The organism is Terrabacter sp. P5_B1 (genome assembly GCF_056400505.1).
This window is the reverse complement of sequence record NZ_JBFULD010000292.1, coordinates 1-5,408: the sequence shown is the minus strand read 5'-3', so window position 1 is coordinate 5,408 and position 5,408 is coordinate 1. Positions and strand designations below refer to the sequence as shown.

General features: G+C 71.6%; 6 protein-coding genes. All 6 read right to left on the bottom strand.

Annotated features, from left to right (window positions below; translation table 11 throughout):
- On the bottom strand, window positions 1-487 hold a 487-nt coding region (locus AC1DP0_RS17500), incomplete at its 3' end, for an FxsA family protein (RefSeq protein WP_478086798.1).
- Window positions 484-1,275 carry a polyprenol monophosphomannose synthase gene (locus AC1DP0_RS17495; protein ID WP_478086794.1) on the bottom strand — a complete coding sequence of 264 codons (792 nt, stop codon included), beginning with the start codon at window positions 1,273-1,275 and terminating at the stop codon, window positions 484-486. The genes AC1DP0_RS17500 and AC1DP0_RS17495, both read right to left, overlap by 4 nt.
- Window positions 1,256-2,878 (bottom strand): apolipoprotein N-acyltransferase, encoded by a 1,623-nt coding sequence (gene lnt / locus AC1DP0_RS17490; RefSeq protein ID WP_478086790.1) that lies wholly within the window; start codon window positions 2,876-2,878, stop codon window positions 1,256-1,258. Before lnt ends, AC1DP0_RS17495 begins: the two co-directional genes overlap by 20 nt.
- A gap of 38 nt (window positions 2,879-2,916) precedes the next feature.
- A complete protein-coding gene (gene kal / locus AC1DP0_RS17485) occupies window positions 2,917-3,312 on the bottom strand; it encodes a 3-aminobutyryl-CoA ammonia lyase (RefSeq protein WP_478086788.1) in 396 nt (131 codons plus the stop codon).
- Window positions 3,309-4,058 (bottom strand): lysine 5,6-aminomutase subunit beta, encoded by a 750-nt coding sequence (gene kamE, locus AC1DP0_RS17480; protein WP_478086786.1) that lies wholly within the window; start codon window positions 4,056-4,058, stop codon window positions 3,309-3,311. The genes kal and kamE overlap by 4 nt, the downstream gene beginning before the upstream one ends.
- Window positions 4,055-5,408 (bottom strand): lysine 5,6-aminomutase subunit alpha (kamD, locus tag AC1DP0_RS17475; RefSeq protein ID WP_478086784.1); only part of this gene is annotated, 1,354 nt, incomplete at its 5' end. The genes kamE and kamD, both read right to left, overlap by 4 nt.

Here is a 5,408-nt window from a genome sequence, read left to right as displayed (position 1 = left end):
ACGTCGAGCGATGCGGGCCCTCGGGCGCCCCTCGCTGCTCCCACTCGGGCGCCTCGGTCACCGTGAGGTTCGTGTAGGTCATGGTCTGGGTGACGAGGCGCCGCGAGATGACCGCCGCGAGCAGGTTGCGCGCGACGGGACGCACGAAGGGCAGCACGAGGACGAGGCCGACGACGTCGGTGACGAAGCCGGGCACGAGCAGCAGGCCTCCCCCGACGAGCACGACGATGCCGTCGGCGATCTCGCGTGTCGGCATCCGCCCGCTGCGCACCGCCTGGTCGAGGGCGCGCCAGGCCTTGGCGCCCTCACGGCGGATGAGCCACGCCCCGAGCAGCGACGTCGCGACGATCAGCAGGAAGGTGGGCCACCCTCCGATGGCCTCGCCGACCGCGACGATGACGGCGATCTCGATGATCGGCAGGAGCAGCAGGGCAACCAGGGCCAGCTTCGTCAGACGCACCCGTCGAGCCTTCGGGGCGGAGCTCATGGCCGGTCCCCGACGGGCTCACGGCTCCGGACCCGGCCGGCCACCGTGCGCAGCTGGCCCATCCGGTGCTCCACACCCCAGCGGGTCACGCTCGTCAGGGCCTCACGGACGATGTCGTGGCCCATCTTCGAGAAGCCGACCTGGCGCTCGACGAACGTGATCGGCACCTCGACCACCGTGAGACCGGCCCGGAGGGCCCGGAGCGTCAGGTCGATCTGGAAGCAGTAGCCCTGCGACTGCACGCCGGCCAGCCCCATCGTGCGCAAGGCGCTCGTGCGGTAGGCACGGTAGCCGGCCGTCGCGTCGTTGACGTGCATGCCGAGYAGCACCTTGGTGTAGACGTTCGCGCCGACCGAGAGCACCTTGCGGTGCACCGGCCAGTTGCGCACCTCGCCGCCCCGCACCCAACGGGCGCCGATGACCAGGTCGGCGCTGCCCAGGGCGGCGAGGAGGGAGGGCAGCTGCTCGGGCAGGTGCGAGCCGTCGGCGTCCATCTCGACGGCCGCGTCGTAGCCCTCGTCGAGGGCGATCGCAAAGCCGGCGAGGTACGCCTTGCCGAGGCCCTCCTTCGCCGCGCGGTGGACGACGCGCACCTGCGGGTCCGTGGCCGCGATGGCGTCGGCGATCTCGCCGGTGCCGTCGGGCGAGCCGTCGTCGAGCACGACGACGTCGGCGGCGGGCACGTTGGCGCGCACCCTCGCGACGATGCCCGGCAGGTTGTCCCGCTCGTTGTACGTCGGGATGAGCACGGCCACCCGGGTCACCGGCTCACGCTGCATCATCGTCATCCTCGTCCTTCGTCGTGTTCTGCTCGTCCGCGCCACCCCGGCGACCGTGGCGACCTCCGTGACTGCCGCGACCGCCCCAGAGGCCCAGGGCGAGCAGCGTCAGCAGTGCAGCGGCGGCGACCCATTCCGGGGCCTCACCCACCCGGGTCGCCAGCGTCGTGGCGTCCCGCAAGGGTAGTGCCCCCCGAACCACCGCCTGTGTGAACAACGACGTCACCTGGTGCGCGGTTCCGTCGGGCGTGATGAGGGCGCTCTGACCGACGGTCGACACGTGGACGACCGAGCGGCCGAACTCCATGGCGCGCAGGCGGCTGATGGCCAGCTGCTGGGGCGACTCGGCGGTGTAGCCGAACGTCGCGTTGTTCGTCTGGACCACCAGGACGTTGGCTCCCGTCTGCACGGCGTCCCGCATGATGTCGTCGTAGGCGACCTCGAAGCAGATGGCGAGCCCGGCCCGGATCTGCTGCCCGGACGCCGTGGTCACGCGGAAGACCCCGGGCGCCGGGCCAGCGACGAAGTCCCGACTGACGAGGTCCACCTCCGTGCTGAAGTTGCGCCAGAACGACCGGTTGGGGATGTACTCGGCGAAGGGCACCGGGTGCCGCTTGACGTAGCGGTCGGTGTTGCCCTTGCCGGGCTCGAAGAGCAGGGAGACGTTCGACACGAAGCCGGCGGGCTCCTCGAGGAGGCCGCCGACGATGAGGGGGCGCCGCAGCGCGTCGACGGTCTCGAGGATGAGGGCCTTGGCGTCGGCGTTGCGCAGGGGGTCGATGTCGGAGGCGTTYTCGGGCCAGACGACGAGGTCCGGGGCGGGTGCCCGACCGGCATCGACCTCCCCCTGGGCCTTGAGGGTCGCAGCGATGTGGTTGTCCAGGACCTGCCGGCGCTCCGCGTTGAAGTCGAGCCCCGGCCGGGCCACGTTGCCCTGGACGCCGAGGAACTGGGCGGTCGGCCCGTCGGTCGGCAGCGGCACCGCGAGCCCCGCGACGCCCAGCACGAGCGCAGCGGCCACGAGGGAGGCCGGCCGACCCCACGGCATACGCACCGAGGCGCCGGCGGCGGCGTCGCTCCCCCGGTACGCGCTGATCGCCGTCAGGGCGGGCTGGGCCGCGAGCGCGAGCAGGGCCCCGCTCAGCGCGATGACGAAGGTGACGAAGGGGGCTCCGCCGAGGGCGACGAGGCGCCCGAAGGGCGAGTCCGCCTGGCCGAAGGCCAGCTTGAGCCACGGGAAGCCGCCATAGGGTGCACGGGCCCGCAGACCCTCCGTCACGACCCAGACGAGCGCGAAGGCGAGCGGTCGGACGCTCCCCCGGCGGCTCAACCAGCCGTAGAGCGCGCCGGCAGCGCCGATGAAGAGGGCCTCCAGGCTCGCGAGGGCGATCCAGGGCAGTGCGCCGACGTAGATGCCCGACCAGCTCAGCGTCGGGACGAAGAAGACGAGACCACCGGCCAGCCCCAGCAGGAAGCCGCGGCGAGCTCCGGCACCGGCCCAGGCCCACGCCCACAGGGCGAGCGCGACCGGGGCGGCGACCCAGACGTCGAAGGTCGGGAACGCCAGGCAGAGGAGGCCGCCGGCGATGAGGGACAGGAGGAGGCGCCGCACGGGGTTCACCGTATTCGGTGCGGTCGGGACGTCGGCGGTCAGGGGACGACGACGACCCCCCGGGCGGTCGTGGCGACGACCGGTGCGTCGAGCGACTCGGCCGCGGACGTCCCGCGCTCCGGGGTGCCGCGGGCGACGACGCGCACCTCGAAGTCCATCTCTCGCGAGCGCCGGCCGACGCGGATGATCTCGGCCGAGATCTCGATGACGTCCCCGGCGCGGACGGGGGCCTTGAACTGCACGTCGCTGTAGGACGCGAAGAGCCCTTCGTCGCCGTCGGTGACGATGCACATCTCGGTCGCGACGTCACCGAAGGCGGCCAGGGAGTACGCGCCGTCGACGAGGTTGCCGGCGTAGTGCGCGTGGCTGTAGGGCACGTAGCGGCGGTGCGTGACCCGCTGCCCGACGCTCGCCGTGGTGGGGCGCTCGGTCATGACTTCTTCGCCTTTCGCTGGGTCATCTCGTGGACGAGGTAGCTCGCGACCTCGCCGGGGGTGGTGCCGCGGCCGAAGATGCGGTCGACGCCGAGGGCCTGCTCCGAGCCGTCCTCGAAGCGCGGTCCGCCGGCGATGAGGATGGGCACCTGCCCCGCGGGGTAGGCCTCGCGGAAGGCAGCGGACATCTGCGTCGTGTTGTGGATGTGCGCGTCCTTCTGCGTGACGACCTGGCTGACGAGGACGGCGTCCGCCTTCTCGGCATGGGACCTCGCGACGAGGTCGGGCACGAGCACCTGGGCGCCGAGGTTCACGACCTTGATCTCGCGGTAGTACTCCAGGCCCTTCTCCCCCGCGAAGCCCTTGATGTTGAGGATGGCGTCGATCCCGACCGTGTGGGCGTCGGTGCCGATGCAGGCACCGACGACGACGAGCTTGCGGCGCAGCTGCTTCGCGATCGCGAGGTTGACGTCCTTGGCCGACAGCAGGGGGTACTCGCGCTCGACGACGTGGACCTCATCGAGGTTCACGAGGTGCGTCGTGCTGCCGTAGACGACGAAGAACGTGAAGTCGGGGCCCATGGCCTTGGCGTGCACGAGCAGGGCGGGGTCCAGGCCCATCTTGCGCGCGAGCTGCAGTGCCGCCCCCTCCGCCTTCTTGTCGTGCGGCAGGGGCAGCGTGAACGACATCTGCACCATGCCGTCGCCCGTCGTGTCTCCGTAGGGCCGGATGATGTCGGCACTCATCGCGTGGCCCTCTCCGTGGCCCTCTCCCTGGCCCTCTCCCTGGCCCCCTCCATGGACGTATGCCGGGTGGCTGCGGGCGGCGTCCAGGCGTCGAGGGCGGTGGTGGCCGGGTTGTCGTAGCCCGGCGCGCGCTCGCAGACGCCGTCGAGCCCCTTGCCGCCGGTGGCCGGCCTTCTCATGAGCCCGAACGTGCCGTCGGCGATGGCGGCGAGCAGGGGCGCATCGCCTGCCGGGTCGCTGTCGTGCACGATGCGCTCGAGCAGGTCGACGGCCTCGGCGAGCACCTGGCGGGCGCGGGTCTGGATGTAGCCGTCTCGCGGCGGGTGGAAGTCCTCGGTGAGCCCGCTCGCGGCGTTCATGACGTAGCGGACGTTCTGCAGGGCGAGGTCGCGGTCGGAGAGGAACGGCGTGACGACGGCCTCGGTCATCATGCCGACGAGCAGGATGCCCTGGCCGGTCATGGCGCCGACGAGGTTGAAGAAGCCGTCGAGCAGGTAGCCGCGGAAGACGTCGCCGGTCATGTGCTTGGTCGGCGGCATCCACTTGAGCGGGGCGTCGGGGAAGAGCTGGCGGGCCAGGAGGGCGTGGGCCAGCTCCATCCGGAAGCTGTCGGGGATCTCGGGGTTGATCTCGAAGGCGTGCCCGAGACCGAGCTGCCAGTCCTCGAGCCCGGCCTCCTTGGCGAAGCGCTCGTTGAGCAGCTGGCTCACCGTGACCGTGTGGGCGGCCTCGACCGCGTCGGCCGTCGTGAGGTAGTTGTCCTCGCCGGTGTTGATGATGATCCCGGCCCGGGCGTGGACCTGGCGCGAGAAGCGCTGGTCGACGAAGGTGCGGATCGGGTTGATGTCGCGGAAGAGGATGCCGTACATCGAGTCGTTGAGCATCATGTCGAGACGCTCCATGCCCGCCAGGGCCGCGATCTCGGGCATGCAGAGCCCGGAGGCGTAGTTGGTCAGGCGCACGTAGCGGCCGAGCTCCTTGCTCACGTCGTCGAGCGCGGCGCGCATGAGCCGGAAGTTCTCCTGCGTGGCGTAGGTGCCGGCGAAGCCCTCGCGCGTGGCCCCCTCCGGGACGTAGTCGAGCAGCGACTGCCCGGTCGAACGGATGACGGCGATGACGTCGGCGCCCTCGCGCGCGGCGGCCTGAGCCTGCGGGATGTCCTCGTAGATGTCGCCGGTTGCCACGATGAGGTAGATCCACGGCTTCGTCTTCGGGTCGCCGTGGCGCTTGACGAGGCGCTCGCGCGTCGCTCGGGAGCGGTCGATCGTCCGGAGGCCGGCCCCGACGCCCTTCGTCGCCGCACGACGGGCCGCCGTCGCCTCGCGGCCGGCGGGCAGCCGGAAGGACACG